This is a genomic window from Rhodococcus sp. RD6.2 (genome assembly GCF_001040705.1).
Classification (GTDB): Bacteria; Actinomycetota; Actinomycetes; order Mycobacteriales; family Mycobacteriaceae; genus Rhodococcus_G.
In genome coordinates, this window is the sequence record NZ_CVQP01000002.1 from 114,717 (window position 1) to 141,256 (window position 26,540).

Below are 26,540 nucleotides of genomic sequence, written 5' to 3' on the forward strand. Positions count from 1 at the left end.
GGTAGACTCGCCGAAACCGGTTCACCGGGGTTGGTAATGATGCGCTCAATTCGAAGGGAACTCGACTCATGGCGAAGAAGGTCACGGTCACACTGATCGACGACGTGGATCAGGAGTCGGCTGCCGATGAAACTGTCGAATTCGGCCTTGACGGCGTGACCTACGAGATCGACCTGTCGTCCGAGAATGCGGAAAAGCTGCGTGACCAACTCGCGGTGTGGGTGACGCACGCGCGCCGCTCCACCGGTCGACGTCGCGGGAAGGTTGCTGCGCCCACCGGCAAGGCAAGGGCCGCAGTGGATCGTGAGCAGAGTGCCGCGATTCGCGAGTGGGCGCGTCGCAATGGTCATCCGGTCTCCGCGCGCGGTCGAATCTCCGCGGAAATCACGGAACTGTACAACAAGGCGAACTGACCCGCCGAGTTTTTCGTTCGTTCTGCCTGTTCGCGTTCGGCTCCCCTGTTAGCCTGCCGCGAACAGGCGGAACGAACGAAAATGGGGGGCGCGGTGCGTGTTCGAAATGTAGTCGCGGCATTGGTTGGGGTGGCCGCACTATTCCTCGGGTCGGGTACGGCGGGCGCGGATCCGCTGCCGGTTCCCTATCAGTTCCTGGCCGGAGTTCCGTTGGAACTGACCAATCCCGGCGGTTCCGCCCCCGGATCGAACGATTGGTCGTGCAGGCCCACCGCGGAGCATCCGAATCCCGTCGTTCTCGTGCACGGCACCGCCGGTAACCGCCAGACCAACTGGGCGACGTACGCGCCCCTCCTTGCGAACGAGGGCTACTGCGTCTTCTCGCTGACCTACGGGGCCCACGAAGAACTGCCCTGGCCGCTCAGCGCGATCGGCGGCATGAAACCGATGGATCAGAGCGCTGCGCAACTCGGCGCGTTCGTGGATCAGGTGCTCGCCGCGACCGGCGCAGAGAAGGTGGATCTCGTCGGCCATTCCCAGGGCACCCTGATGCCGACGTACTGGGTGAAGTTCCTCGGTGGCGCGGACAAGGTGGACAAGTACGTCTCGCTGGCTCCGGTCTGGAAGGGGGAAGGCGCCTTCGACCTCGATCGGAACGCTGCCGCGCTACGCGCAGGCGGCATAGACGTGGCCGGACCTGCGCTGGCGCCCCTCTGCGGTGCGTGCGGACAGCTGGTCGCGGGTTCGCCTTTCATGAACGCCGTCCGGGACGGTGGAGTCTACGAACCGGGCATCACCTACACCAACATCATCACCCGCTACGACGAGATCGTGATCCCGTACACCAGCGGGTACGAAGAGGGACCGAACACGACGAACCTCGTTGTTCAGGACTTCTGCGACCGCAACTTCGGCGAGCACCTCTCGATCGCCGGTGAGCCCGTCGCCGCGGCTCTTGTCCTCAACGCGCTCGATCCGGCGAATCAGCGTCCCGTGCCGTGCGTGTTCGTTCCACCGGTCTTCGGCTGACGATCAGCCGAAGGTCAGCACCTGCGCGACCGGCCTACGCGGCGTGATGTTCAGCGGCGCCGGGTGGGTGGATGTGCCCACCCGGAGCAGCAGTTGCGGTACACCCGCACCGGGCGCGAGTGCCCGGATCGTGTCGCGGCTGCGTTCGATGTCGGTCAGGTGCGTCAACGGGCACGTCGCCAGGCGTTGCACCGTCGCCTCCAACGTCACCGCCGACATCGCCTCGCCGCATCGAATCCAGTCGGTGGGGGAGTCACCCGGTGTGCTGAGCAGCATCACCGTCGACTGGTCCGATGGTCCCGGCTCCGCGGACACGACCGCGTGCGAGTCCGGGAAGGCGCGGCCGACGGGCACCCGCTCGCGCTCGGCGCGCGAGGCCAGTGCGGTGTCCGGAATTCCCTCGGTGTCGAAACCGTGCCCGGCCCACCAGTGCAGTTCGGCCTGGTAGGACGCGTCGTAGCGGCGCACCGCGGAGCTCATTTCGGTGGCCGCCGCCAACGCGGGCCGCGTGTCCTCGCCGAGAACCGTCAGGGTCGCATCGGTGCCCGCGGCGGTCCGCAACAACTCGGGCAGCAGCGGGTTCACCGGCAACGGTTCGAACGGGGTGCGATCGGTGCGGCGGCGGCGGATGGCGGCGAGCAGGTCGAAGTCGTGGGACTGAGGGCGCGCATCGCGACTGAACGTGACCGACGCGACCAGTCGCGGCGCCAGCGGGTCGGGGAGCAGGCGAACGTGGGTACGCCAGCGCAGCGACGTCATCGCGACCGTCAGATGATGCAGTGCGGCGCCGCAACTGATGAGCAACTGACGTCCGCGGGGGTCGGCGGCGACGAGGAGTCGCGTCGGGTCGGCATACAGGTCGAGTCGGCCGGCGTCGTACCGCCACTGCCACGGCTGACTGTTGTGCACCGACGGTGCCCGGCACGCCAGATCCACCGCCGTGCGTACGACATCGGTATCGGGAATGAGCGCGTCCATGATCGGTCCTCACTGTGCGTCCTGATAACCAGTGTCGATCTGCTGGAATCGGGCGACTAGGGCCGATGGTCCCGACTTGGGCGCTACTTCCAGCCGAGTCGGGTGAGCATCTTCTCCAGCGTTGGGACGGCCTGCGTGCACCACGTCTCGTCGGGATCGAGGCCGGCGGCGGCGACCTTCTCCACGCTGGGTGAGACGAGAAGGAACAGGCCGCGCCCGTCCTCGAACCGTCCGTGTGCGAAGCATCGATCCGGTGATTCGGTCAGCACCACGTCGACACCCGCGATCTTCTGGGGGGCGGAGTCCGGGAGGCGCCCTGGTACGCCGATCACCACACCGATCATTCCCGCGGGGGCATTGTCGGGCGGAAGCCAGTCGCATGCGGCCCCTTCCTTGTCCGGCGGGACTTGCCTGCTGGGCGTCAGCGGTGCGAATCCGACTGCGTCCTGCGCCTCGGCGGCGGTCAGCAGAGTGCACGGGTCGATGCCGATTCGGTTGACGGCATCTTCGGCGGCTGGTGCTTCGGTCAGGCCGGTGCTTGTCGCGGTGGCAGTACTCGTCGCGTCTGCGTCGGATTCCGACGTGGAGCAGGCGGGCGCCACGGCGAGCGCAACGGCGCACAGTCCGAGCCCGGCGAAACGGCTGAACTTCACTGTTCTCCTGTCGAGGGGCGGGATCATTCCCAAGGAATGCGGTACGGCTCGGGCTCGTCCGGCTCGAGAGCCGGCGGCGGTGTGGCGTTGGGATACCAGCGATAGATGCCGGAGTTCTTGATGTGGTCGACCTCGGGGGGAATGGGGTGGCACCGGGATTCGATTTCGTGCCAACGGCATTCGTCGGCCGCGACGCGCACGGCATAGGCGCGGATCGCGGGGGAGGCGTCGTCGAGCTGCGCGGTCCGTTCCATGATCGCGTCCGTGACGTCGATCAGATCGTCCCAATCGCCTTCGCGGACCTTCGCGGCACGTATTCGGGCGGTGGCGGAAACGTCGATCGCGTCCATCAGACGGTTGTAGGCGGAGCGCAGGAAGGGTGGGATGTCCTCGGTCATGCTGCGTCTTCCCATGGTTCGGTGCCGGCTCCCGGTGAGTAGTCCTCGTCGGGTCGGTGCAGAGGCCCGTCTGCGTCGGCAGCAGCCTTGATGTCCAAACCGATTTCGGCCTTCCGCCGCGTGTCCCGGACCCGCTCCGCGATCGGCCCCAGAGTTTCTTCGGAGATCGCGTTGGCGCTGTCGTTCATGGCGATGAGCGGTTCGAGGAAGCTCTTGATCGCGTCGACGATGCCCTGCACCTGTGCGACCAGCTGTTCGACCCTGCCCTTGACGCTGATGATGATGTCGTAGACCGCCCAGGCCTGGTAGGACGTCCCGACGACGGGAATCTTCTTCGCGAGCAACTTGACCAGGCTCTTGATGCTGTCGCCTTCCACCTCCTTGGCCAAGAGGTCGGCGAGCTGCCGCACGACCTCGATGCATGCGTCCTGTATCTCGGTCCCGGCGGCGTCGAGGGCCTCCTTGGTGAGCCGTCCGACCGGCCCCTCCCACTTCATCGACTCGACCTGTCGGCGCGCGTAGTCCTGGAAGGACTCCTCTGCCTTTCCGCTCCAATGGTCGGCGACCTGCTCTGCGCCGGCCTCGAGGTTCTTGCCGCACTTCTCCATCGCTTCACCGGCGATCTTGTGCGACTCGCCGATTCGCTTGAGTTCGTTCCAGTTTCCGCTGATCGGCTTGATGACCTCTTCGAGCGCGGACCACTTGGTCACCGCCTTGACGGCGTCGTCGACGTCGCCGAGCCAGCCCGCCTCGTCGGCGATGATCTTTCGGATGTCCTCGGCTGCGGTCTCCGGCGGATCGAGCTTGACCGACTCGCGCGCGACGTACCGGGCCGGGTTCTCGTAGTCGTTGGCGAGACCGGGGGCCGGCGCCGTGTCGCTGTAGCTCGCAGGGTCGAGGTTCTCGAGGCCGATCACGTTCGCGTTGAGCGCGGCGTAGTTGCGGGCCTCCTGGTCGTGGTACATCCACGCCGTCCGGTTCAGGTTCACGCCGATGCCGCGGCAGTTCTCGTGGTTGGCGTCGTAACGTCGGACCACGGCGTCGCTGTACATGCCGAGTGGCTCGTACAGGGCCCACATCGCGCCGTCGCCGAAGTCGCCCAGAGGTGGTGTGTGACTGCGGGCGAAGTTGGTTGTCTCCCAGGCGTCGTCGGCAATCTTGTGGGCGAGGACCGACAGTCCGGCAATCTCGGTTGGTTCGGACTTGAATTTTTCACGCATGTCGGGGGTTCCCCTTTTCCATCTCAGGACGGGCGGAGGGTGCTGATGATCTGGTCGGCGACCGTCTCGTCGAGTGATTCGGGAAGGCCGAGCGCGCTGTCGATGACGAGGAGCATGACGTCGGCGGTCGCGAGGGCGGGGGTGGCGACGATGTCGTAGCGGGCCTCGGGTGGGTCGCAGTCGACTTCACGTGGCAGTCCCGTCACCGACAGAGTGATGCGGACGGCGGATCGGCCGTGAATCCGGACCTCGGTCGGTGCCGTGCGATGGAAGCGGATGTCCGGCGCCTCGGGTTCGGTGAGGCTGCGTTGGATCTTGTCGGCCTCGTCGACTGCGGCGGTGGCGGCGTCCATTCCGCGGCGGCCGGTGGCGCCGGACATGGCCAGTTGTGCGTAGCCGGATTCAGGGCAGTGATCGTCGCCGAAGAGTCCGACGGCACCGTACGCGACCGATTCCGAGTGGCCGTTCCAGCCGGCCACGCCGGTAGAGAAGTTCCGCCAGTCGGCGGGGATGTCGTAGGTGAGACCGAACTTGGTGGCGATCGGCTGGGGTTGCCCCTCCGGCACCTCGATCTTCGGTGGCGGTCGGTCCATCGAGGGGAAGCCCGGAGGCAGCGGTGGCGGCGCCGAGGTCGCGACGGCTGCTGCGCTGGTGCTGGGGACCAGGGCAGTGGCGAGCGTGTCCACGTCCGGCACGGCCTCGTTCTTCTGGTTCGCGACCTGGGTCACGCCCCAGACCACGACAAAGCTTCCGGCGATGATCAGCAGTCGGGTGCCGATGGACCGTTTCGAACGCAAGGCGCCGTTCCCCCCGTGTGACCGCCGCCTCCCCCTGAGACGACCGGCGCGAGCGTAACAGGGTGATCGGTCTGAAATTGTGTCCGCTCAACCGGGCAAATCGGCCCCACAGGCGTGTTCGCTGCGGGCGTAGCGCTGATCGGGAAACGAAAGCCCTGGCTGCTGCGTTGGTACCCATGAGCAGGCAGACTGTCCGCAGTGAATGGGGATGGACACGGCGCAGCCCGTATCACCGGCCACTACAGTGGAGGTACGGCTCGTAAATCCCGCTTGGGGATCTACCCATAAAGAACGTGAGGGAGAGCGATGTTCGAGAGGTTCACCGACCGCGCACGGCGCGTTGTTGTCCTGGCCCAAGAAGAGGCCCGGATGCTCAACCACAACTACATCGGCACGGAACACATCCTGCTCGGCCTCATTCACGAGGGCGAAGGTGTGGCGGCGAAGTCGCTGGAGTCGTTGGGCATCTCCCTCGAGGGCGTGCGCAGCCAGGTGGAAGAGATCATCGGGCAGGGGCAGCAGGCTCCGTCCGGTCACATCCCCTTCACCCCGCGCGCCAAGAAGGTGCTGGAGCTCAGCCTGCGTGAGGCGCTGCAGCTCGGCCACAACTACATCGGCACCGAGCACATCCTGCTCGGCCTGATCCGCGAGGGCGAGGGCGTCGCCGCACAGGTGCTCGTCAAGCTCGGCGCCGACCTGAACCGGGTCCGTCAGCAGGTCATCCAGCTCCTGTCCGGTTACCAGGGCAAGGAGCCCACCGAAGGTGCAGGCACCAGCCGTGGCGAGGCAGGAACGCCGTCGACGTCGCTGGTCCTCGACCAGTTCGGACGCAACCTGACGCAGGCCGCTCTCGAAGGCAAGCTCGACCCGGTCATCGGCCGCTCGAAGGAGATCGAGCGCGTCATGCAGGTCCTGTCCCGCCGCACCAAGAACAACCCGGTGCTGATCGGTGAGCCCGGCGTCGGCAAGACCGCCGTCGTCGAGGGTCTCGCGCAGGCCATCGTCAACGGTGAGGTCCCCGAGACCCTCAAGGACAAGCAGCTGTACACCCTCGACCTGGGTTCCCTGGTCGCGGGCAGCCGCTACCGCGGTGACTTCGAGGAGCGACTGAAGAAGGTCCTCAAGGAGATCAACACCCGCGGCGACATCATTCTGTTCATCGACGAGCTGCACACCCTGGTCGGTGCAGGCGCGGCCGAGGGCGCGATCGACGCGGCCTCGATCCTCAAGCCGAAGCTGGCCCGCGGCGAGCTGCAGACCATCGGTGCGACCACCCTCGACGAGTACCGCAAGTACATCGAGAAGGACGCCGCCCTCGAGCGCCGGTTCCAGCCGGTGCAGGTCGGCGAGCCGACGGTCGAGCACACCATCGAGATCCTCAAGGGTCTGCGGGATCGGTACGAGGCTCATCACCGCGTCTCGATCACCGACGGCGCGCTGGTCGCGGCGGCGACGTTGGCCGACCGCTACATCAACGACCGGTTCCTGCCGGACAAGGCGATCGACCTCATCGACGAGGCCGGTGCCCGGATGCGCATCCGCCGGATGACCGCTCCGCCGGACCTGCGCGAGTTCGACGACAAGATCGCCGACGCGCGCCGGGAGAAGGAGTCCGCGATCGACGCGCAGGACTTCGAGAAGGCCGCGAGCCTGCGCGACAAGGAAAAGCAGCTGGTCGCGCAGCGCGCCGAGCGGGAGAAGCAGTGGCGTTCCGGTGACCTGGACGTCATCGCCGAGGTCGACGACGAGCAGATCGCGGAGGTCCTGGGCAACTGGACCGGCATCCCGGTGTTCAAGCTGACCGAGGAGGAGACCACCCGTCTGCTCCGCATGGAGGACGAGCTGCACAAGCGGATCATCGGCCAGGAGGACGCTGTCAAGGCGGTCTCGAAGGCCATCCGCCGCACGCGCGCAGGCCTGAAGGATCCGAAGCGTCCGTCCGGATCGTTCATCTTCGCGGGACCGTCCGGTGTCGGTAAGACCGAGCTGTCCAAGGCGCTGGCGAACTTCCTGTTCGGCGACGACGACGCGCTCATCCAGATCGACATGGGCGAGTTCCACGACCGCTTCACCGCGTCGCGGCTGTTCGGTGCCCCTCCGGGATACGTCGGCTACGAAGAGGGCGGCCAGCTCACCGAGAAGGTGCGCCGCAAGCCGTTCTCGGTGGTGCTGTTCGACGAGATCGAGAAGGCGCACCAGGAGATCTACAACACGCTCCTGCAGGTGCTCGAGGACGGTCGTCTCACCGACGGTCAGGGTCGCACGGTCGACTTCAAGAACACGGTGCTGATCTTCACCTCGAACCTCGGTACGTCCGACATCTCGAAGGCCGTCGGCCTGGGCTTCACGTCCGGCAGCGGCAGCGAGTCGAACTACGAGCGGATGAAGAACAAGGTCCACGACGAGCTGAAGAAGCACTTCCGGCCCGAGTTCCTCAACCGTATCGACGACATCATCGTCTTCCATCAGCTCACCCAGGAGCAGATCATCCAGATGGTCGACCTGATGATCGGGCGAGTCGAGAAGCAGCTGAAGAACAAGGACATGGACATCGAGCTGACCGAGCAGGCGAAGTCGCTGCTCGCGAAGCGCGGGTTCGACCCGGTGCTGGGTGCGCGGCCGCTGCGTCGCACCATCCAGCGCGAGATCGAGGACCAGCTGTCGGAGAAGATCCTCTTCAACGAGCTGGGCCCCGGGCAGATCGTGCTCGTCGACGTCGAGGGCTGGGACGGCGAAGGCTCCGGAGAGAACGCGAAGTTCACGTTCGCCGGATCCCCGAAGCCGGTCAAGGTTCCCGATTCGCCCGCCGAGGCGCTGGCAGGCGCAGGCGAGTCCGACGTCGCCTCCGGCGAATAGCAAGCGCACGAACCGACGCCCCGCACGCATCGCGTGCGGGGCGTCGCGTTTTCGGGCCCTCTCACGGCTGTCCACACACCTTTTCGAGTGTCCGCAGCGCTCTTGCCCGACGAAAAGGGGTGCGGACGCCGCAATAGGTGTGCGGACCTGGGCGGTCACGGCGAGCGGAAGTCGGTCTGATCGCGCACCATTGACTCTGTGACCACGCTCACCGACGGCCGCCCCGCGCGCGCAAACCTGGTTCTGGCGTCGCTGATTCTCGTCGCCGCGGTCGCGAATCTGAACCTCGCCGTCGCGAACGTCGCGCTACCCGACATCGGCAAGGCCTTCGACGCCAGCCAGACCTCGTTGAATCTGATCGCCGTCGGGTTCTCACTCGGACTCGCGGCCTCCGTGCTGTACCTCGGCGCGGTGGGCGACCGCTATGGGCGCAAGACGTTGCTCGTGCTGGGCATGTCACTGTCGGTCCCAGCGTCGCTGCTCGCGGGTTTCGCCCCCAACGAGCAGGTGCTGTTCCTGGCGCGGGTGATCGGTGGGCTCTCGGCAGGCATGGCGTACCCGACGACCCTCGCGCTCATCACGGCGTTGTGGTCCGGCGCGGGGCGGACCAAGGCGATCGCCCTGTGGTCGTCGATCGGCGGCGGCCTCTCCGCGTTGGGGCCGCTCGTTGCAGGTGCGCTGCTGGAGTGGTTCTTCTGGGGTTCGGTGTTCCTGGTGACCATTCCGCTCGCGGTGATCGCACTGGGCATGACGCTCTGGTTGGTGCCGAGCCACGTCAACGAATCCACCGACTCCGTCGACCATTTCGGCGGCATGGTCTCGGTGGTGTTCGTCGGCGCGCTGGTGCTCGGAATCAACTTCCTGCCGATCGACGGGATGAAGACCACCGCGGTGATCTCGCTGGGAGTGGCGGTCGTGGCGGGAATCGTGTTCGTGCTGAGGCAGATGCGAGCCCGCAATCCGCTGTACGACCTGCACGTTGCGGCGCGGCGGATCTTCTGGGTTGCCGCTGTGGCAGGCATCGTCGTCTTCGGCACCCTGATGGGCGTCATGTACATCAGCCAGCAGTACATGCAGAACGTGCTGGCGTACGACACCCTCGAGGCGGGGTCGGCGGCGCTGCCCGCGGCGATCGTCATGGTCCTGGTGGCACCCCAATCGGCGAAGCTGGTGGAGGCCAGGGGCGCGCGATTCACGTTGCTCTGCGGATACGTCGCGATCCTGCTCGGTCTCGCAGTGGCGCTGCTGCTCTGGGACGAGAGCACCAGCTACTGGGCGATCGCGCTCGGGTTCATGTTCCTCGGTGCGGGCGTCGGGCTGGCCGGAACGCCCGCATCGCATTCGCTGACCGGATCGGTCCCGGTGTCCCGGGCGGGAATGGCGTCGGGGACCGCCGATCTGCAACGCGATCTCGGCGGTGCGATCGTGCAGTCGATCCTCGGTGCCCTGCTCACCGCCGGGTACACGGCATCGTTCACGGCGACCGTTGCTGCGACGCCGCAGGCGGCATCGGTGAGCGAGCAGACGGAAGCCGCGTTGGAGAAGTCGTTCGCGGGCGCGGTGAACATCGCCGAACGCTATCCGCAGTACGCGCAGCAGATCATCGGTGCCGCGCGCTCCGCCTTCCTGGACGGGGATACCCGCGCGTACACCGCGGCGATCGGGATCGTGCTGATCGGTGCGGTCCTCGTCTTCTTCGTCTTCCCGAAGCGTGACGAGGAACGTGCGCTGCTCGCCCGGTACCAGGCCGAGGACGAGTCGTCGGAGGGTGCCGTTCGCAACGTGTGACGCGCACCTCGGTTCGGGAGAAGACAGTGCAGGGAAGATTCGTCGCCGGCCGGATGGCCGGCACCACGGAAAGGTTGGTCCATGCCCACTCGTACAGCTCGCACCGCCTGGAACGGAACGTTGCAGGACGGTGGCGGCCAGACCGAACTCACCAGCTCCGGACTCGCGACGTTCGACGTGTCGTTCCCCAAGCGTGCCGCCGACGACGCGAACGGTGCCACGAGCCCGGAAGAGTTGATCGCCGCCGCGCATTCGGCGTGCTACGCGATGCAGTTGTCGGCACTGATCGGTGAGGCGGGCGGCGTCCCGCAGAGCCTGGAGGTGACGGCCGTCGTCGGGCTCGGCCCGGACACCGTCGGCTTCAAACTGACCGGGATCACCTTGACGGTGCGCGGTGAGGTGGAGGGACTCGACGCCGACGGTTTCGCGCAGGCGGCGCAGGCTGCGAAGGAGACCTGCCCGGTGAGCAAGGCGCTGACCGGCGTCGAGATCACGCTGGACGCCGCCCTGGTCTGAGCCGTTCACCCCGGGGGTGTCGCGACGGTCGCGGCACCCCTGTTCTTCGCGATCGCTATTGACGTTGACGTCAACGTCAACACATACTGTGACAGTGACCACGAGCGAGCAGCAGGAGCAGGCGAGGTCGGCGCGACGCGCGTCCGACGGCCGGCGCCGCCGGGACCTGCTCGAGGCCGCGACGTCGTGCTTCGGCGAGCTCGGCTACGAGGCGACAACCGCGCAGGCGATCACGGCGAGGGCGGGAGTTTCCCGGGCCACCTTCTACGCCTACTTCTCCTCCCGCGAGGAGATCTTCGGTGCGGTCGCCGGGCAGGTGTGCCAGGAACTCCTCGACGCCCAGCATCTCGAGGGGGCGATCGTCGACGACCTGCGCGAGGTCCTGCGTGCCACGACGACCGCCGTGATCACCGCATACTTCCGGCACGGCGCGATCGTCGGACTCGTCGACCACCGTGCGCGGCTCGACCCGGCGATCGGAGACCTGTGGTCGTCCGTCCGGGAGCGGCTCGTCGCCCGCTACGCGCGGTTCATCTCCCGAATCGCGGAAGCGGGGGAGGCGACGCCGTGTGCTCCGCCCGCGACGGTGGCGCAGACCCTTGCCGACGCGCAACTCGTCGGCTCCGCTCGGCTCGCATCCGCCTCGGATGACGAAAGGGCACAGTACATTTCGGACATGATCGTGATGTCCGAGCGACTCATCGGTTTCACCTGATCGAACCGGGCCGGAACGCATGCGTCCGGTCTTCGGATCGCTGAGAGAACGAAAGCGGGCACCCATCGTGACATCAATTCTCGACACCGCGCTGGCCGAACTGCGGGAGTTGCAGCAGGCGCACTGGCCTGCCGACGTCCCGCGCGACATCGAGTACCCCCTCGCGGGAGGAGGGCTCGTCGACTACCTGCGGCACTGGGCGTCGGAGCGGCCGGCCACGGTTGCCATCGACTACTACGGCCGCGAGATCACCTACGCGGAGTACGACGAGTTCTCGGACAGGTTCGCCGGGTGGCTGCTGGCGAACGGTGCAGCGCGCGGTGATCGGATCGGAGTCCACCTGGGCAACTGTCCGCAGTTTCACATCGCGATGCTCGGCATCCTCAAGATCGGTGGCGTCCACGTTCCCGTCAACCCCATGCTGCGCGAACACGAACTGGCGCACGAGCTTTCCGACGCCGGGGTTACCGTGGTGTTGACGATGCCCGCCCTCGCGCCGCTGGTCGAGGCGGTGCGCGCGCAGACGCCGGTGCGGCTCGTCGCCGTCACCGACATGTCCGACATGTCCTCCGGATCGGCGGAGAACGCGGTGGTCACGGACTGGTCCGCCATCATGGAAAGCGATCGCGCGGAACCGATTCCGACGGACCCGGACGCACTCGCCGCACTGAACTACACGGGTGGAACCACGGGACTGCCCAAGGGGTGTGAGCACACCCAGCGGCACATGGTCTACACGGCAGCGACCGCCACCGCAGCGGCGGGTCGCCGTGTCGGCGACAGTTCGCTCACCGCGCTGGTGTTCCTGCCGGTGTTCTGGATCGCAGGTGAGGACTTCGGCATTCTCCTGCCCCTCGTCAACGGTGGGACGGTGGTGCTGCTGTCGCGGTGGGATGCGGGAGTCGCCCTGGCCTCCGTGGAGAACCGCCGCGTCACGTCGATGGTCGGCACCGTGGACAACTACGTCGAGATGATGGACCGCGAGGACTTCGCCGACCGCGACCTGACCAGCCTGGACACGCCGATGGCAGTCTCGTTCGTGCTCAAGTTGGACTCCGCGATCCGTGCGCGATGGCGGGACGCGACCGGGCACGTGCTGCGTGAGGGGAGTTACGGCATGACCGAGACGCACACCGCCGACACCATCACCCTCGGCTTCCAGGACGACGACTACGACCTGAGCGGCGACCCGGTGTTCTGCGGAATTCCCGTGCCGGGCACGGACATCCTGATCGTCGACGCGGACGGAGTTCCGGTCCCGATCGGCGAGCAGGGACAGATCATCGTGCGCAGCCCGTCGGTGATGACGGGTTACCACGGCAACCCGGCGGCGACCGCGGACGCGTTGCGGGACGGATGGCTGCAGACCGGCGACCTCGGCAAGTTCAGCGAACGCGGTGCGCTGCATTACCTCGCGCGCAACAAGGAGATGATCAAGACCAACGGGATGAGCGTGTTCCCGTCCGAGGTCGAGGCGCTGCTCATGCTGCACCCGGCGATCGAGAAGGCGGCCGTGGTCCCGAAGCCCGATGCCGCCCGCGGTCAGGTTGCGTTCGCGTTCGTCCAGCTCGTCGACGGGACCGACGCCGGCGCAGACGAACTCGTCGGATGGGCACGCGAGAACATGGCCGGCTACAAGGTGCCGCTGATCGAGATCCTGGACGTGCTCCCGATGACCGCGACCGGCAAGGTCCGCAAGGGCGACCTGTTCACCATGGCTGAGGAGCGCTGACGATGCCCGATCTGTCCACGGTGCTGGTCGCGAACCGCGGCGAGATCGCCCTGCGGATCATCCGGTCCGCAACGGAACTCGGCCTCGATACCGTCGCGGTCTACGCGACCGACGATGCCGACGCGCCCCACGTCGCCGCCGCGACGACGGCGGTCGCGCTCGCCGGATCCGGCCCGTCCGCCTACCTGGACCGTCGCGCGATGCTCGCGGCGGCGACGACGACCGGCGCGACCCTGGTCCATCCCGGCTACGGATTTCTCAGCGAGAAAGCCGATTTCGCTCGGGACTGTGCGGCCGCGGGGTTGACGTTCGTCGGTCCCGACGCCGCACTGCTCGACGTGTTCGGAGACAAGGCGTCGGCCCGCGCGGCGGCGATCGCGTCGCGGGTTCCGGTGCTCGCCGCCACCGACGGCGGCGTCGGTGAGGACGACGTCCGCGCGTTCCTGGCAGCCCACCCGGCGGGCGTGATGATCAAGGCCGTCGCGGGCGGTGGGGGTCGCGGGATGCGCGCCGTCCGCGGAACCGACGAGGTCGCGGACGCCTACCGCGCTGCCGCTGCCGAGGCCGAGCTGGGATTCGGCAATCCGGCCCTGTTCGCGGAGGCGCTGTGCGTGGGTGCCCGCCACATCGAGGTACAGGTCGTCGCCGCGGTCGACGCGGACGGCCGCAGCCGAGCACTCGCACTGGGCGACCGGGACTGCAGCGTGCAGCGCCGCCACCAGAAGCTGATCGAGGTCGCGCCCGCCCAGAATGTGAGCGACGCCGTTCGCCTCGGGCTGCACCGTGCCGCGGCCACGCTGTGCGCGGACCAGGGCCACCGGGGTCTCGCCACCGTCGAATTCCTCGTCACCGGAGACGAATTCGTCTTCCTCGAGGTGAATCCGCGGATCCAGGTCGAGCACACGATCACCGAGGAGGTCACCGGAACCGACCTCGTCGCCGTCGGTCTCGACATCGCACGGGGCGCGTCGCTCGGTGACCTCGACCTGCCCGGCGGTGTCGTCGCGCACGGCGGTGTCGTCACGGGCACCCCCGCCCGCGCGCGCGGCATCGCGATTCAGGCTCGCGTCAACATGGAGTCGATGACGCCGGACGGCGCGACCGTGCCGTCCGCTGGCACGCTCACCGCCTTCTCCGTACCCGCAGGGCCCGGTGTGCGCGTCGACACCTTCGGTCGGACCGGGCTCGTGACGAGTGCCCGCTACGACTCCCTGCTCGCCAAGGTCGTCACGCACACCCGCGCCGACGACTTCGCCGCCGCGATCCGCAAGAGCGACGCCGCGCTCCGCGAGTTCACCGTCGAGGGAGTGGCGACCAACATCGGCTTCCTGCTTGCGATCCTGGGGGACAAGGACTTCGGCTCGGGTTTCGTGCCGACGACGTTCCTCGGTGAACGCATCTCTGATCTGGTCGCGGACACGGGCGCCGCCCCGGCGCCGGTCTCGGCCCCGGACCTCGCATCGGGGGAGGGCGTCGTGCGGGCCGCGTTGCCGGGCACCGTCGTCGAGGTCGCGGCAGTCGGCGACGAGGTCGCGTCCGGTGCGCAGGTCGTCGTGCTCGAAGCAATGAAGATGCAGCATGTCGTCGTCGCGGAGTCCGATTCGCAGATCCTGCGACTGCTGGTTCGGCCGGGCCAGGTGGTGAACGTCGGCGACCCCCTCGTGGTCGTGGCCGCGAGCGACACGGGATCCGCGGCCGACGTGGACGCGACATTCGACGCCGACCGCATCCGGCCCGATCTCGCGGAGGTGCTCGACCGGCACGAGGTCACACTCGACGCGCGGCGCCCCGCCGCTGTCGCCAAGCGGCACCGCTCCGGTCGTCGAACGGCCCGCGAGAACATCGCCGACCTCGTCGACGAGGGCAGCTTCGTCGAGTACGGAGCGCTGGCGCTCGCGGCCCAGCGGACCCGGCGCTCGGAGCAGGACCTGATCGAGAACACGCCCGCCGACGGACTGATCGGGGGAGTCGCGACGATCGGTGCCGACACCTTCGGCGCGGCCGCGGCGGAGGCGGTCGTCGTCTCCTACGACTACACCGTCCTCGCAGGCACGCAGGGCATGCGCAACCACACCAAGACCGACCGAATGCTGGAACTGGCCGCGCGCAAGCGCATTCCGTTCGTCCTGTTCGCGGAGGGCGGTGGCGGGCGTCCGGGCGACACCGACGCGAACGGAGCAGCCGGGCTCGAACTCGGGACGTTCCGTGCGATGGCAGCGCTGCGCGGTGTCGTCCCGACCGTCGCCGTCGTGTCGGGACGCTGCTTCGCGGGCAACGCCGCGCTCGCAGGCGCCTGCGACGTTCTGATCGCGACGCCCGACGCCAACATCGGGATGGGTGGTCCGGCGATGGTGGAAGGCGGCGGTCTCGGGGTGTTCCGCCCCGAGGACATCGGCCCGATCGACGTCCAGACCCGCAATGGTGTCGTGCACGTGCTCGCCCGCGACGAGGCGCACGCCGTCGATCTCGCGAAGCGGTACCTCTCGTACTTCCAGGGCGCCGTCGACGACTGGACGGCGCCCGACGAGCGCCTCGCACGCCACGTCGTCCCCGAGAACCGGTTGCGCGCGTACGACGTTCGCGAGGCGGTCACGGCGATCGCCGACGTCGACTCGGTGCTGGAACTGCAGCCCGACTACGGTGTCGGGTTCGTGACGGCGCTGATCCGGGTCGAGGGCGTCGCGTACGGCGTCCTCGCCAATTCCAGCCACCACCTCGGCGGTGCGATCGACGCCGAAGCGGCCGACAAGGGCGCCGAGTTCCTGGCACTGTGCGAGGCGCACAGGCTGCCGGTCCTGACCCTCTGCGACACGCCGGGATTCATGGTCGGCCCCGACTCGGAGCAGGAGGCGACGGTGCGGCGGTTCAGTCGACTGTTCGTTGCGGGAGCCAGGCTGACCGTGCCGTTCGGCACGATCATCCTGCGCAAGGGGTACGGGCTCGGTGCGATGGCGATGGCGGGCGGCTCGTTCCACGCGCCGCAGTTCACGGTCGCATGGCCGACCGGGGAGATCGGGCCGATGGGGCTGGAGGGCGCGGTACGACTCGGGTTCCGGAAGGAACTCGAGGCGATCGACGATCCGGCCGAACGCGACGCCCTGTTCGCGACGCTGCTGGGGAAGGCCTACGAGCACGGCAAGGCGCTGCACGCGGGTACGACGTTCGAGGTCGACGACGTGATCGACCCGGCGCGGTCCCGAGCCTGGATCCGGCAGTTGGGACGCGCGCGGGCCTGACGGAACAAACCGGCGGTGGTGGACGTTTCAACTACTTGTGAGCATCGAATCTCCCGAGAAGTCCACCGCCGCCGCTGTCGTGCTGGAGGTGTGGTCCGACATCGCCTGCCCCTGGTGCTACATCGGCAAGACACGGTTCGAGGCGGCGCTCGCGCAGTTCCCGCATCGGGATCAGGTCGAGGTCGTCTGGCGCTCCTACCAGCTCTCCCCGGACACGCCCGCCGGACTCCGGCGTTCCGAGATCGACACGCTCGTCGAGATGAAGGGCATGCCTGCCGGCCAGGTACGACAGATGCTCGCGCACGTCGCGAGCACCGCGGCCGCCGACGGCCTGGCCATGGACTTCGACACCGTCATCGCCGCCAACACCTTCGATGCGCACCGGCTGATCCACTTCGCGGGTGACCGCGGCACGGAAGTCATGGCGGCGCTGTTCCGCGCGCACTTCGAGCAGGGCCGCGTGATCGACGACCGCGACGAGCTGGTGGCCGTCGCGGCCGAGGTCGGGCTCGACGCCGACGCCGTGCGCGCGGCCCTGGGCTCGGATGTCGAAGCGGATCGCGTCCGCGACGACCTCGCCCAGGCCCGAGCCCTCGGGGTCACCGGCGTCCCGTTCTTCGTCGCCAACCGCGCGATCGGCGTCTCCGGCGCCCAGCCCGTCGGGGTGTTCACCCAACTGCTGGAGAAGGCATTCGCCGACGCGAAGCCGATCGTCACCCTCGCCGGAGCGGCCGATGCGGACGGCGCCTGCACCGATGGGTCCTGCGCGGTCTGAGATCCTGCGTTGCCCCTGCTCCGCTCGACCGACTGTGGCCGTTGATCACGTGAAGTGATCAACGGCCACATTCGGTCGGTGCGGGGATGGGGTTGACGGGCGTCAGTGCGCGCCGGCGAGCGCGGGCTGTGAGCGTGTGGCGCGTTCGGTGAGGAACGCGAACGCAGCGCCGAGCGTCAGCCACAGCGTCGCCTGGATCGCCAGCGACGAGATCCGGAAGTCCCACAGCAGGGATGCGGGGAAGTCGGCGCCGACTTCGTTGATGTCGGGCAGCACGGCGTAGCCGACCGCGACGATCACCAGGAATGCCACCACCGGCGCCGCGACCTGCGCGGACACGTAACCCGACGCGGCGACCAGTTGTCGCACGTAGGCGGCGACGGCGACCGCGAACAGTCCGAACACCACCGACGCCAGCCACAGCCAGGTGCGCTGGTTGATGGTGTCGGGGTCGCCGACGGCAGGCGGGTTCGCCGGGTACTTGAAGAACGGCACCACCTCGATCGCGAGCCATCCCAGCCCGGCCAGAGCCAGCGCCAGGACCGGTCCCGACGCGGTGGTCACCCGGCGAGCGTAGTGCGCGACGGCCGCGAAGATCGCGCCGAGCGCCAGCCCGGCGAGCGTGGTCGCGAGGAACAGGCCGACCTTCTGGCCGTCGCGGCTGACCAGGGCGTCCTCGCCGTGCGAATGGCCCTCCTCGGCCGCTGCTCCGGCGTCGTGCGAATGGCCTTCCTCGGCCGCTGCTCCGGCGTCGTGCGAATGGCCGGCGTCCGCCGCGGGCTCGGCGTCCGCGGAGGCAGCTTCCTCGATCGCGATGGCGGCCTCGATGTGCGGCTCGCCGAGAACGAAGGCGACGGCCCCCGCCAGCAGGCCTGCGACGAGTCCGGCCAGCAGGCCGCGGATGAGGAGTTGCGTGAATTTTCCGGTCAGTGGCACGGAAGCCCCAGCAGGTGACGACCGTCGTGCATGAGTTCATGCATGTACATGCCGGTCCGCGACACCGCGCCCTGGTCGAATCCGACCAGGTAGAGGGTGAGCATCGCGAGCAGGACGACGCCAGCCACGATGAGTGCGATACCGGCCGACTCGGTCGACCTGTCCGGGGTGTGAACGACAGCCATGGGTTCCTCCTGGGATAACGCGTCCCGTAAATCCTTGCGCCGTCGACGGTGTCTGGCTTCTCGAGGCGTACCTCGATCACAGTGGCGCGACCGCTCCGGAGTTGCACCGGAATTCCCGTTTCGACGTCGCGTTTACTCGCGCACTGTCGCATCGACTCGCCGTTGCTGTCAACAGCCCGACCCAGCCGTCGCCGGTCCGATCTGAACCGAACCGGCGACGGGACGGCTCAGGACGGAATCTTGTCGAGGAACCCGAGGACGTGCGCCAGTCGTCCGTCGTCGCCGCGTTCGATGACGTCGAATCCCTCGATCAGGTTCTCCGCTCCTGCGGGTCCGAGTTGCCAGCCGAAGCGTGCTTGTTCGTGGTGGCCGTCGACGTCCCCGCGGAGGCGGAACCGCATCCCGGCGAACTGGCCCTGCACTGCAGCGATCGCCGCGTCGATGTCAGTGTGACCGTGCGCGGCGACGGCGGGATCGACGTACCGTCCGTCCGGTGCCCACAGGTCCTCGATCGCGGCGCGTCGGGCATCCGGATCGGTCTCGTTCCACACCGCGATGTATTTCGTTGCGAGGGTGTCGAAGTCGTTCATGTCGTCGCTCTCGTTCTCTCTGTGCCGGCGCTGGCCGCCGGGCGATGAGACAACTGTGCGGCGGGCGTTGCGGCGCGTCGATTACCTCGGAGGTAATGGTCCTGCTTCCGTCGCGAATCTAAGCTCGCCCCATGACCACGCTCGCCGAACCGACCGTCGGGGTACTGCTCCGGAACTGGCGTGAGCGCCGCCGGATGAGTCAACTCGAGTTGGCGGCCCGAGCGGAAGTGTCCGCGCGGCATGTCAGTTTCGTCGAGACGGGTCGGTCACGTCCGACGCGTACGATGCTGCTCAAACTCAGTGACCAGTTGGAAATTCCTCTGCGGGAACGTAATTCACTGCTCCTGGCAGGCGGGTTCGCTCCCGCGTATCCGGAGCATGCACTCGGTGACGTTCCGATGGCGTCGGTGTCGCGGGCGATCGGTCAGATTCTGCACGCGCACCGGTCGTCGCCTGCAGTGGTCGTCGATCGGCACTGGAACCTCGTCGATGGCAACGATGCCGTCGCTCTTCTCGTGGACGGGTGTGCCGCGGACCTGTTGGAACCGCCGGTGAACGTCTTACGCCTGAGCCTGCACCCCGACGGCATGGCCACCCGAATCGGCAACCTCGGACAGTGGCGAGTGCATCTGCTGCATCGCCTCGATCATCAGATCGCGGTGACCGGGGACGCCGAACTCGTTGCGCTCGCCGCGGAACTCGCGGGCTATCCGTGCGACGATCCCGATGTCGACATGGAACCGGGCGCACTCGTCGTCCCCATCAGAATCGCGACGGCAGCAGGGGAACTCGCCTTTCTCAGCACGACGACGGTGTTCGGGACGCCACTCGACGTCACCGTTGCCGAGCTCGCGATCGAGACCTTCCACCCGGCGGACGAGGCCACCGCCGAGGCGTTGCGCCGCCACCTGGGATGACGGCGGGCACCGGCCGCCCGACGGGCGACCGGTGCGGGGAGTGCTGCGTCAGGACTGCTTGGCGGCGACGTCGAGGACGACCTCGAACTCGAGCAGCGAGGCGCCGGTCGCGACCGGCTTCTTCGCCTCACCCGCATGCGCGGCACGGGCGTCGCCGTCACGCCACGCCGCGAACGCGTCCTCGGACTCCCACTGCGTCACCACGAAGTAGCGGGTCTCGCCACCGGTGGGGCGGAGCAGCTGGAAGCCGAGGAACCCGGGCGAGTTCTCCACGGTTCCGGCGCGCGCTGCGAACCGCTTCTCCAGTTCGGGACCGGCGCCCTCGGGCACCTCGATTGCGTTGATCTTCACCACTGCCATGGCCGCGAGCGTACTCGCGCGACACACGGGGCGGGCGCGACCTCGTAACCGAAAAGCGAAACCCGACGGGAGTCGCGGTGCCGGACCGCTAACCTCGGTGCCGTGCTCCATGACGAGGGTGGGACCGGCGAACCGATTCTGTTGCTACACGGGCTGATGGGCAGTGCCCGCACCTGGCGACGGCACGTGCCGTGGCTGCGTGAACACGGCCACGTGTACACCTTCGACGCCGCGGGGCACGGCCGGCCGGCCCCCGCCGAGCCGAGCACCGAGGCGTTCGTCGCCGACCTCACCGAGGCCGTCGCGTCGATCACGGAGCCGATGATCGTGATCGGCCACTCGATGGGCGGTCTGCATGCGTGGTGTTTCGCTGCCGCACATCCGGATCGGGTGCGCGCCGTCGTCGTGGAGGACATGGCGCCCGACTTCCGTGGTCGGACTGCCGCCGACTGGGCGGCGATGATCGCCGCCTGGCCGACACCGTTCCGCGACGAACCGACGATGGTCGAGTTCTTCGGCCCCGTCGCGGCCCAGTACTTCATGGACTCCTTCGAGTTGCGCGACGACGGATACCACCTGCACGGCGAGGTCCCGGTCTGGCGGGACATCTCCGAGGAGTGGGGGACCAGGGACTTCTGGACCCAGTGGCGGTCCGTGCAGGCGCCCGCGCTCCTGCTCGAAGGGGAATTCACGATCACGCCCATCGGTCAGATGCGCGAGATGGCGGGCACCCCGCGGCAGGCGGAGACCCGCTACGAACTCGTCGCGGGCGCCGGTCACCTCGTGCACGACGACCGCCCCGCCGAGTACCGCGCCGCGGTGGAGTCGTTCCTGACCGACCTCTGACGCCCGGTCAGCGGCGGGCGTCGCCCTCTCCGGCGAGGGCGAACAGGCCGCCGTCGGTCTGCTCGACCAGTCCGTCGACGAGCAGCGAGTCGAGGGCCCGGTCGCGCTGAGCGGTGTCCGTGAGCCACACCCGGTCGAGCAGTGCGCGCTCGACCGGGCCGTCGCTGCCCCGCAGCACGTCGAGCAGTCGGCCGCGGACCTGACGGTCGGTGCCCGCGAACTTCTGCACCTTGCGGGCGGGTCCGGTGTGCGCCGGACGTCCGGCCGTCACCCACGCGCAGTCGTCGAGGGGGCAGCGTTCACATTCGGGGCTGCGCGCGGTGCACACCGTCGCGCCGAGTTCCATCAACGCGGCCGAGAACACCGCCGCCCGGGCCCGCGTGCGGGGCAGCAGGGCGTCGGCGTCGGCGAGATCGCGTCTGGTCGACGGATTGCCGGGTTCGGCGGCGCCGTGCACCGCTCGGGCGATCACCCGTCGAACATTGGTGTCCACCACCGGAACCCGCTGTCCATACGCGAAGCAGGCGACCGCTCGCGCGGTGTAGTCGCCGATTCCCGGAAGCGACAGCAGCACATCTACGTCGTCGGGGACCACGTCCCCGTGCTCGGAGGCCAGCACTCCCGCGCATTCGTGCAATCGCAGCGCCCGACGCGGATAGCCGAGCTTGCCCCATGCGCGCAGCACCTCGCCCTGGCTCGATGCGGCCATCGCCGACGGCACCGGCCAGCGTTCGACCCACTGCTCCCAGATCGGCGCCACCCGGACCACCGGGGTCTGCTGCAGCATGATCTCGCTCATCAGCACGTGCCATGCCGTCACGTCGTCGCGACGCCACGGCAGGTCGCGGGCCGCTCGCTCGTACCAGCCGATGAGTGCGGAGGAATTCACGGGATCGTCATACCTTCCTTCTGGGCTTTCTCCAGGTCGGGCCGTCACGGGATTCGGTGCGGGGTGCACAATGGCAGGCATGCCCAACTCGAATCCCATTTCGGCCTGGAAAGCCCTCAAGCAGGGTAACGAGCGGTTCGTCGGCGACACGTCGATACACCCGAGCCAGGGAATTGCCGATCGCGCGAAGCTGGTCGGCGGCCAGCACCCGACCGCGGTGATCTTCGGCTGCGGTGACTCACGCGTCGCGGCCGAGATCATCTTCGACCAGGGACTCGGCGACATGTTCGTCGTCCGCACGGCAGGTCACGTCATCGACAGCGCGGTTCTCGGTTCCATCGAGTACGCCGTCGGGATCCTGAACGTCCCGCTGATTGTCGTCCTCGGCCACGACAGCTGCGGTGCCGTCGCAGCGACCCTCAACGCTCTCGACAAGGGCGAGATTCCGGGTGGCTTCATCCGCGACATCGTCGAGCGGGTCGCTCCGTCCATCCTCGTCGGCCGCACCGAGGGCCTGACGACGATCGACGAACTGGAGTCCCGTCACGTCGAAGAGACCGGCAAGCTGCTCATGGAGCGCTCGCGGATCATCGCCGACAAGGTGGAGAACGGCACGTGCGCGATCGTGGGTGTCACCTATGCGCTCGACGACGGCGGTGTGAAGCTGCGCAGCGTCGTCGGCGAGATCGGCGAGGTTGCCGACGAGACAGCCGCACTCTGACAGTGCCGCCGACGCGACACGCCGGACCTGGTGGAGGTGGCGGGAACCCCGGACACCTACCGTGGTATCCGTGATGGAACCGTCCGGGCCGCTGCCCCCCGAGATCTACCGGCGCCGCCGCTGGCTTGCCATCGGTGCGGCGGTTGTCGCGCTCGTTCTGCTGATCTGGATCGTCTCCGCGGTGCGTGGGGGAGGCGACGACGAGGCCACCGACGCGGCCGCCGCCAGCGCGTCACTGACGACGACCACGACGGCGTCGCCCTCGACGTCCGCCTCCGAATCGGGATCGGCCTCGAGTTCGGGGTCGAGTGGTTCGTCGTCCGTCACGGATTCGGCGTCGGGCACGGCGGACGCACCGGCTACGCCCGTGGCCGCGGGGCAGTGCCCCGACAGCTCCCTTGCCGTCAAGGTCAGTGCGAGCAAACCCACCTACCCTGCCGGTGAGGAACCCGAGTTCGGCATCGTGGTCACGAACATCGGCAACGCGCCCTGCGACCGGGAACTCGGGGCAGGCATGCAGCAGGTGCTGGTCTACACGCTCGACACCCAGCAGCGCCTGTGGTCGAACAACGACTGCTTCCCCAACGCGGCGGCGGACGTCCGTACCCTCGCCGCCGGTGAGCAGGCCGCGTTCACGGTCAAGTGGTCCGGTGCGACCTCCGAACCCGGGTGCACGGCACCGCGCGAGCCGGTGCCTGCGGGCGCCTACTCGGTCGTGGGCCAGCTGGGGAACCTGCGCAGTGCTCCGGAGCCGTTCAATCTGAGCTGACGCGGCTCCGCCGCTGTGCGTGACCTTCACCCTCACCGGGGTGAAGGTCACGCACAGCGCTTCAGTCGAACGGTCCGGTGATCGACGTCTCCGCCAGCCGCGACAGACCCTCCCGGATGTGCCTGGCCCACAGTCCGCCGATCCCTTCGACGGCCTGCAGGTCGGCCGCGGTGGCGGCGAGCAGGCCCTGCAGCGTCCCGAACGACGCGACGAGCCGGTGCACCTGATGGAACTGCAACCTCGGCACGCGGGCGAGCACCCGGTAGCCCCGGGGGCTCATCGGTGCATCGAGCGACTCGATCGTCGCGGGGTACCCGAATGCCCGCGCCAGGGTCGTCAGGTCGAGCAGGTCGGCGTCGGTGAGTTTGTCCAGCGCCGCGAGGGTCGCTTCGACCGCCTCGGACGCGGGCTGACCGGCGCCGGCCAGGTAGTCGCGGGCGACCAACTGCCGCGCGACGTCGTTGTCCCCGACGAGTTCCTCCAACTGCAGCGCCAGCTGCCGCCCATCGGTGCCCAGTTCGAGCACGTCACGTTCGATCTCGACGGACACCCGTCGCACCATCTCCAGTCGCTGCGCCACCGTCAGGGCGTCACGGAGTGTCACGAAGTCCTCGATCTCCACGACGGAGAGCGCGCTCGTGACCTCCGTCAGCCGCGACTTGTAGCGTTCGAGAGTGGCCACGGCCTGATTGGCGCGGGACAGGATCGTCGACGAGCCCTCGAGGACGTGCCGGACCCCGCCGACGTACACCGAGACGATGCTCATCGACTGGCTGACGGAAACCACCGGATATCCGGTCTGAATTGCGGTCCGCTCGGCAGCCCGGTGTCGGGTCCCCGATTCGACCGTCGGGATCTTGTAGTCGGGAACCAGCTGCACGTTCGCCCGCACGATGCGGGTGCCGTCCGTCGAGAGCACGACCGCGCCGTCCATCTTCGACAGCTCACGCAGGCGGGTGGGCGCGAACTCGACGTCGAGGACGAAACCGCCGTCGCAGAGTTCCTCGATCTCGTCGTCGTAGCCGAGCACGATCAGTGCGCCGGTGCGTCCCCGGAGGATCCGCTCGAGTCCGTCCCGCAACTCGGTTCCCGGCGCCAACCGTGCGATTGTCTCGCGAAGCGTGGCCGCGGTGTCGTCCATCGCCGTCCCCCCTGCCTCGCAGGAACCTTGCGGCCCCGATCCGACGCGACGGAGCCTCTGGCTCCCCGCGCACATGTCGCGACTAGATTACCGAGACATGAGCGGTACCTGGATATTGCCCGACGATCTCGAGATTCCGAGTCGCCCCGACTTCTTCCCGGAGCCCGGAGGCGCACTGCCCCAGCACTGGGCCAAGTGCTTCGGCTGTGGCGACGAGCAGCCCACCGGGCTCGCGATGCACTTCACCGCAACCGAGGGGATCGAGGTCGTCGGACAACTGACCGTGGCGTCGCGCTACCAGGGTGGACCCGGCGTGATCCACGGCGGCATTCTGACCACGGCGTTCGACGAGACCCAGGGCATGGCGTGCATGGTGCTGGGGACGCCGGTGGTGACCGGCCACCTGCAGATCGACTTCGCCCGGCCGATCCCACTCGGTTCGGTACTCGAATTCCGGGCCCGGATCGACGGGACGATCCGACGGAAGGTCTACGCCAGCTCGGAGGCCCGCATCGTGGAGGGGCCCGCGGCGAGTAACGAGGTTGTCGCCACATCGCGCGGGTTGTTCCTGCGGATCAAGCCGGAGCACTTCACGCCGATGGCCGAATTCGTCGACGGTGTCCCGACGATGCCCAACTTCGGGAACTCGACCCTCTGACGCAGGCCTAGTCCCGGACCGCCCTCGCTCGCCGCGGCACGACGCGCAGCGCGTCCTGAAGGTTGCCGACCTCGATGACCTTCACGCCCTTCGGGTACGGGCCGGAGCCGCCGGGCACCACAGCTTCGGTGAACCCGAGCCTGCCCGCCTCGGTGAGCCTGCGGCCGACGGCGCTGACGCGGCGGACCTCGCCTGCGAGTCCGACCTCACCGAGCACGACGAGCCCGGACGGCAGCGACGTGTCGCGGTCGGCGGACGCGATGGCAAGGGCGAGGGCCAGGTCGGCGGACGGCTCGGTGACCCGCATGCCACCTACCGTCGCGGCGTAGACCTCCTTGTCGTGGGTGCGGATGTTGGCGTGCTTGGCGAGGACCGCCAACACCATCGCGACCCGCGCGGAGTCCATGCCACTGACCGCTCGCCGCGGAGACGGGTTCTGCGTGGGGACGACGAGGCCCTGTACTTCGCCGAGCAGGGCCCGCTTGCCGTCCATCGTGACGGTGACGGCGGTGCCGGGCACCATCGCCTCACGGTGGTGGAGGAACAGTCCCGACGGGTCGGAGACGCACTCGATGCCCTCCTCGTGCAGCTCGAAGCAGCCGACCTCGTCGGCCGAGCCGAACCGGTTCTTCACTCCGCGCAGCATCCGGAGGGTCGAGTGCCGGTCGCCCTCGAAGTGCAGGACGACATCGACGAGATGTTCGAGAGCCCGGGGGCCTGCGACCGCACCGTCCTTGGTGACGTGACCGATCAGCAGTACGGGGATCCCGCTGGTTTTCGCGAGTGTCGTCAGGGCGGCCGTGATCGCCCGTACCTGGGTGACGCCGCCGGTGACGCCGTCGACGTCCGCAGCGAGCATCGTCTGGACCGAGTCGACGATCAGCAGTGTCGGCTGCACCTGCTCGACGTGGCCGAAGATGGTGGCGAGGTCGGATTCGGCGGCGAGGTACACGCGGTCGTGTACGGCGCCGGTCCGGTCGGCCCGCAGCCGGACCTGACCCGCCGACTCCTCGCCGGTCACGTAGAGGGACCGGTCGTCCGGGCCGCGGCGCGCCCATCGATGCACGACCTCGAGCAGCAGCGTCGACTTTCCGACGCCCGGCTCTCCGGCGAGGAGCACCACGGAACCGGGGACGATGCCGCCGCCGAGCACCCGGTCGAGCTCGGGTACACCGGTCGGCTTCGCCTTGCTGATGGTGGAGCTGACCTGGGTCAGCGGCATGGCGGGGGAGTTGGGCACGAGCGCGGTGGCCGCTCGTGCGGCGCTGGCACCCGGCCGGTTGGTGACCGGGGTGAGGGCGGGGGCCGCCTCCTCGACGGAGCCCCACTCACCGCATTCCGGGCACCGGCCCACCCACTTCGCGACCGTGTACCGGCAGGCGGTGCAGCGGTAGCTGGTCTTCGTTTTCGCCACGGTGCCCA

At 68.3% G+C, this 26,540-nt stretch carries 26 protein-coding genes and 1 riboswitch; of the genes, 14 read left to right on the plus strand and 12 right to left on the minus strand.

Features of this window, described 5'->3' with window-relative positions:
* Positions 1 to 68: 68 nt before the first annotated feature.
* Positions 69 to 413, plus strand: coding sequence for a histone-like nucleoid-structuring protein Lsr2 (locus RHCRD62_RS04925; RefSeq protein WP_050063581.1), 345 nt, complete (start codon positions 69 to 71; stop codon positions 411 to 413).
* A gap of 129 nt (positions 414 to 542) precedes the next feature.
* A complete protein-coding gene (locus RHCRD62_RS04930) occupies positions 543 to 1,442 on the plus strand; it encodes an esterase/lipase family protein (protein WP_050063582.1) in 900 nt (299 codons plus the stop codon).
* A gap of 3 nt (positions 1,443 to 1,445) precedes the next feature.
* Here RHCRD62_RS04930 and RHCRD62_RS04935 read toward each other — a convergent pair whose 3' ends face one another.
* From RHCRD62_RS04935 to RHCRD62_RS04955, 5 genes are all read right to left on the minus strand, one after another.
* Positions 1,446 to 2,420: an Acg family FMN-binding oxidoreductase gene (locus tag RHCRD62_RS04935; RefSeq protein ID WP_050063583.1), complete on the minus strand. Its 975-nt coding sequence runs from the start codon at positions 2,418 to 2,420 to the stop codon at positions 1,446 to 1,448.
* 83 nt (positions 2,421 to 2,503) lie between these two features.
* The gene (locus RHCRD62_RS04940) at positions 2,504 to 3,073 is read right to left on the minus strand and encodes a DUF3558 family protein (RefSeq protein WP_050063584.1); all 570 of its coding nucleotides are present in this window, start codon (positions 3,071 to 3,073) and stop codon (positions 2,504 to 2,506) included.
* Positions 3,074 to 3,096: 23 nt separating this feature from the next.
* A complete protein-coding gene (locus tag RHCRD62_RS26030) occupies positions 3,097 to 3,471 on the minus strand; it encodes a hypothetical protein (protein WP_050063585.1) in 375 nt (124 codons plus the stop codon).
* Positions 3,468 to 4,691 carry a hypothetical protein gene (locus RHCRD62_RS04950; protein ID WP_050063586.1) on the minus strand — a complete coding sequence of 408 codons (1,224 nt, stop codon included), beginning with the start codon at positions 4,689 to 4,691 and terminating at the stop codon, positions 3,468 to 3,470. The genes RHCRD62_RS26030 and RHCRD62_RS04950 overlap by 4 nt, the downstream gene beginning before the upstream one ends.
* A 23-nt stretch (positions 4,692 to 4,714) precedes the next feature.
* Entirely contained in the window at positions 4,715 to 5,488 is a 774-nt protein-coding gene (locus tag RHCRD62_RS04955; protein ID WP_050063587.1) for a DUF8017 domain-containing protein, read from the minus strand.
* A 306-nt stretch (positions 5,489 to 5,794) separates the two neighbouring features.
* On the opposite strand from RHCRD62_RS04955, the gene RHCRD62_RS04960 reads away from it, so the two are divergent.
* The 7 genes from RHCRD62_RS04960 to RHCRD62_RS04990 all read left to right on the plus strand — a co-directional run bounded on the left by RHCRD62_RS04960 (position 5,795) and on the right by RHCRD62_RS04990 (position 17,106).
* A complete protein-coding gene (locus tag RHCRD62_RS04960; protein WP_050063588.1) occupies positions 5,795 to 8,344 on the plus strand; it encodes an ATP-dependent Clp protease ATP-binding subunit in 2,550 nt (849 codons plus the stop codon).
* A gap of 198 nt (positions 8,345 to 8,542) precedes the next feature.
* Positions 8,543 to 10,132: an MFS transporter gene (locus tag RHCRD62_RS04965; protein WP_157050810.1), complete on the plus strand. Its 1,590-nt coding sequence runs from the start codon at positions 8,543 to 8,545 to the stop codon at positions 10,130 to 10,132.
* Positions 10,133 to 10,213: 81 nt separating this feature from the next.
* Positions 10,214 to 10,648: an OsmC family peroxiredoxin gene (locus RHCRD62_RS04970; protein WP_050063590.1), complete on the plus strand. Its 435-nt coding sequence runs from the start codon at positions 10,214 to 10,216 to the stop codon at positions 10,646 to 10,648.
* Between the two features lie 88 nt (positions 10,649 to 10,736).
* Positions 10,737 to 11,363 carry a TetR/AcrR family transcriptional regulator gene (locus RHCRD62_RS04975; protein ID WP_050063591.1) on the plus strand — a complete coding sequence of 209 codons (627 nt, stop codon included), beginning with the start codon at positions 10,737 to 10,739 and terminating at the stop codon, positions 11,361 to 11,363.
* Between the two features lie 19 nt (positions 11,364 to 11,382).
* A complete protein-coding gene (locus RHCRD62_RS04980; RefSeq protein WP_050063592.1) occupies positions 11,383 to 13,095 on the plus strand; it encodes an AMP-binding protein in 1,713 nt (570 codons plus the stop codon).
* A 2-nt stretch (positions 13,096 to 13,097) separates the two neighbouring features.
* Entirely contained in the window at positions 13,098 to 16,331 is a 3,234-nt protein-coding gene (locus RHCRD62_RS04985) for an acetyl-CoA carboxylase family protein (RefSeq protein WP_050063593.1), read from the plus strand.
* 37 nt (positions 16,332 to 16,368) lie between these two features.
* Entirely contained in the window at positions 16,369 to 17,106 is a 738-nt protein-coding gene (locus tag RHCRD62_RS04990; protein WP_050063594.1) for a DsbA family oxidoreductase, read from the plus strand.
* A 102-nt stretch (positions 17,107 to 17,208) separates the two neighbouring features.
* On the opposite strand, the gene RHCRD62_RS04995 is transcribed toward RHCRD62_RS04990, so the two are convergent.
* From RHCRD62_RS04995 to RHCRD62_RS05005, 3 genes are all read right to left on the minus strand, one after another.
* Positions 17,209 to 18,042, minus strand: a complete 834-nt coding sequence (locus tag RHCRD62_RS04995) for a CbtA family protein (protein ID WP_050063595.1) — start codon at positions 18,040 to 18,042, stop codon at positions 17,209 to 17,211.
* Positions 18,033 to 18,227: a CbtB domain-containing protein gene (locus RHCRD62_RS05000; RefSeq protein WP_050063596.1), complete on the minus strand. Its 195-nt coding sequence runs from the start codon at positions 18,225 to 18,227 to the stop codon at positions 18,033 to 18,035. Before RHCRD62_RS05000 ends, RHCRD62_RS04995 begins: the two co-directional genes overlap by 10 nt.
* A gap of 26 nt (positions 18,228 to 18,253) precedes the next feature.
* Positions 18,254 to 18,398, minus strand: a riboswitch (cobalamin riboswitch).
* A gap of 56 nt (positions 18,399 to 18,454) precedes the next feature.
* Positions 18,455 to 18,817, minus strand: a complete 363-nt coding sequence (locus tag RHCRD62_RS05005) for a nuclear transport factor 2 family protein (RefSeq protein WP_050063597.1) — start codon at positions 18,815 to 18,817, stop codon at positions 18,455 to 18,457.
* Positions 18,818 to 18,948: 131 nt separating this feature from the next.
* Here RHCRD62_RS05005 and RHCRD62_RS05010 point away from each other — a divergent pair, with 131 nt between their 5' ends.
* Positions 18,949 to 19,734, plus strand: a complete 786-nt coding sequence (locus RHCRD62_RS05010; protein ID WP_050063598.1) for a helix-turn-helix domain-containing protein — start codon at positions 18,949 to 18,951, stop codon at positions 19,732 to 19,734.
* Positions 19,735 to 19,782: 48 nt separating this feature from the next.
* Here the strand turns inward: RHCRD62_RS05010 and RHCRD62_RS05015 are convergent, their stop codons facing one another.
* Entirely contained in the window at positions 19,783 to 20,094 is a 312-nt protein-coding gene (locus tag RHCRD62_RS05015) for an antibiotic biosynthesis monooxygenase family protein (protein ID WP_050063599.1), read from the minus strand.
* A 102-nt stretch (positions 20,095 to 20,196) separates the two neighbouring features.
* On the opposite strand from RHCRD62_RS05015, the gene RHCRD62_RS05020 reads away from it, so the two are divergent.
* Positions 20,197 to 20,940 carry an alpha/beta fold hydrolase gene (locus tag RHCRD62_RS05020; RefSeq protein WP_050063600.1) on the plus strand — a complete coding sequence of 248 codons (744 nt, stop codon included), beginning with the start codon at positions 20,197 to 20,199 and terminating at the stop codon, positions 20,938 to 20,940.
* A gap of 7 nt (positions 20,941 to 20,947) precedes the next feature.
* Here the strand turns inward: RHCRD62_RS05020 and RHCRD62_RS05025 are convergent, their stop codons facing one another.
* Positions 20,948 to 21,829: an HhH-GPD family protein gene (locus tag RHCRD62_RS05025; RefSeq protein WP_050063601.1), complete on the minus strand. Its 882-nt coding sequence runs from the start codon at positions 21,827 to 21,829 to the stop codon at positions 20,948 to 20,950.
* A gap of 79 nt (positions 21,830 to 21,908) precedes the next feature.
* Between RHCRD62_RS05025 and RHCRD62_RS05030 the strand changes: the two genes are divergently transcribed.
* Positions 21,909 to 22,550, plus strand: coding sequence for a carbonic anhydrase (locus RHCRD62_RS05030; RefSeq protein WP_050063697.1), 642 nt, complete (start codon positions 21,909 to 21,911; stop codon positions 22,548 to 22,550).
* A 70-nt stretch (positions 22,551 to 22,620) separates the two neighbouring features.
* A complete protein-coding gene (locus RHCRD62_RS05035; protein WP_050063602.1) occupies positions 22,621 to 23,319 on the plus strand; it encodes a hypothetical protein in 699 nt (232 codons plus the stop codon).
* A gap of 61 nt (positions 23,320 to 23,380) precedes the next feature.
* On the opposite strand, the gene disA is transcribed toward RHCRD62_RS05035, so the two are convergent.
* Entirely contained in the window at positions 23,381 to 24,460 is a 1,080-nt protein-coding gene (disA, locus tag RHCRD62_RS05040; protein ID WP_050063603.1) for a DNA integrity scanning diadenylate cyclase DisA, read from the minus strand.
* A 97-nt stretch (positions 24,461 to 24,557) separates the two neighbouring features.
* On the opposite strand from disA, the gene RHCRD62_RS05045 reads away from it, so the two are divergent.
* Positions 24,558 to 25,118 carry a PaaI family thioesterase gene (locus RHCRD62_RS05045; protein ID WP_050063604.1) on the plus strand — a complete coding sequence of 187 codons (561 nt, stop codon included), beginning with the start codon at positions 24,558 to 24,560 and terminating at the stop codon, positions 25,116 to 25,118.
* 7 nt (positions 25,119 to 25,125) lie between these two features.
* Here RHCRD62_RS05045 and radA read toward each other — a convergent pair whose 3' ends face one another.
* Entirely contained in the window at positions 25,126 to 26,532 is a 1,407-nt protein-coding gene (gene radA, locus RHCRD62_RS05050; RefSeq protein ID WP_050063698.1) for a DNA repair protein RadA, read from the minus strand.
* Between the last annotated feature and the right edge of the window lie 8 nt (positions 26,533 to 26,540).